Here is a 1,727-nt window from a genome sequence, read left to right on the forward strand (position 1 = left end):
CCGCTTCAACGCGTAATGAATAGCTGACTGTGAGACACCCAGACGTTTTGCTCTTTCCCATTGATAATCATCAGGATAATTTTGGACATCAATAAGGAGCGTCTCATCACTGATTTTCGTGGGTGGTTTATTACGGGTTACACAGGGTTCTATTTTGTGGCTCCACCGAAACAAAGTGCGGATAGCGATCTCAAAGTGGGCACTCGTTTGTTCGAAAGTCAACGAATGCTTGTCCTTGTATGCCAGTACTCTTTTTCGGAAATCCAGACTGTAACTCATTTCAACTCTGCCTTGTCATTGGAATGTAGATATTATGACATAGTATTATGATTCTGCTGTATACTACGGTAAGGCACGATTAAATCTGACGGTCGGCTATGCGCGAGAAGCGGAAGTTAGCGCTTTGCGCCACTTGTACAATTTTAGCCATCTTTAATTGTCTCGGTAATGTCTACCAAAGCTGTGGCGATTTAAAACGCATCAGATAAAGTCCATTTGGAAGCGGTGTAATAGTTATAAATGCGAACTATTTATCATGTAAATCAGAATCAGATTAAATTTTTATCCTGCTACTTGAAATCAAGCGAAGCGGCCCCAGTTCAGATTTTATTCACAACAAATGCAGGGTCAGTATGAGTCTTCAAAACAAATTTAAGAATTTTCACGATGTTATCAAGTTAGGAAGGAAGGACCAGGAGTACACAACGGCCCGCCTCAAGGACGATAGCATTACTTCCGATATCGTTGAACGGTTCAAAGGGGACGGATATCCAGTCATTGAGGATTTCATTCAGGGGTCTTTAGCAACCAGCACTGGTATCCGTGAAAAAGGGGAGGATTTCGATATCGACCGTGCAATTGTTATTGAAGCGGGGCTGGCCCCGGAAAACCCTATTACACCTAAGCTTGCTGTTCTGGAAGTGCTCGAAAATCGGGGTTTCAAAAACGCTAAAATCAAAAAACCTTGTGTTACTGCTGATTACAAGGCCGATGATCTTCACATCGATATACCAATTTACCGTAAGTACGATAACGGCCAGTACGAACTGGCTGTCGGTAAGAGGCACTCAGATGAGGATAATCGTGAGTGGGCCAGAGCAGCTCCCCGTGAACTTATCGACTGGGTGAATGAGTACGACGCTGATGAAGCACATGCCTCGAAGAAGCATGATCAGTACCGGCGTATTGTCAGATACCTTAAGCGTTGGAGAAATTTCACTTTTAGCGAGGATGTTCGTCGCAAAATTTACTCCATTGGTATTGCAGTTATGGTTAAGGAGTCGTTCAACTCTTCAATTAATGATGAGGGCTTTCCAGATGACCTCTCTGCACTGCGATCGACAATTAACCACATTCTTAACTACCGTAGCTATTTCTCTATGGTTGATGTGGATAAATACAGGGTCGAAGCTACGCTTCCAGTAAGCCCTTCCAGGGACATTTTCCATAACAGCAGCGTTGCAACAGGTACCCAGTTCCGTAACAAAATGAGTGCACTTTTAAAAACACTAGATAAGGTTGCTGATGAAGAGCAAGAGTCCAAACAGTGTGAGTTGCTACGCAGTGTATTTGGTGAAGATTTTCCTGAGTGCGCAGCAACCTCATCTGCCTCGTCTGCTGCTGTAAAAACGGTTTTTGCATTTGCCGGAGTAGTGGGGACATCGCAAGGCGCATGAATTATTCAGCAATTCTTACTCACTTGAACGAATGCGGATACAAGGTATCCG

Annotated in this window: 2 protein-coding genes; one reads left to right on the top strand and one right to left on the bottom strand. The window is 43.8% G+C overall.

Annotation, left to right across the window (positions count from 1 at the left end):
- The coding region (locus PSI17_RS16685) for an IS630 transposase-related protein (protein ID WP_273553029.1) at positions 1-279 on the bottom strand (279 nt) is incomplete at its 3' end.
- Between the two features lie 353 nt (positions 280-632).
- Here PSI17_RS16685 and PSI17_RS16690 point away from each other — a divergent pair.
- Positions 633-1,676 carry a nucleotidyltransferase domain-containing protein gene (locus PSI17_RS16690; protein ID WP_273553030.1) on the top strand — a complete coding sequence of 348 codons (1,044 nt, stop codon included), beginning with the start codon at positions 633-635 and terminating at the stop codon, positions 1,674-1,676.
- The last annotated feature ends 51 nt before the right edge of the window (positions 1,677-1,727 follow it).

Source organism: Xenorhabdus sp. IM139775 (genome assembly GCF_028598745.1).
GTDB lineage: Bacteria > Pseudomonadota > Gammaproteobacteria > Enterobacterales > Enterobacteriaceae > Xenorhabdus.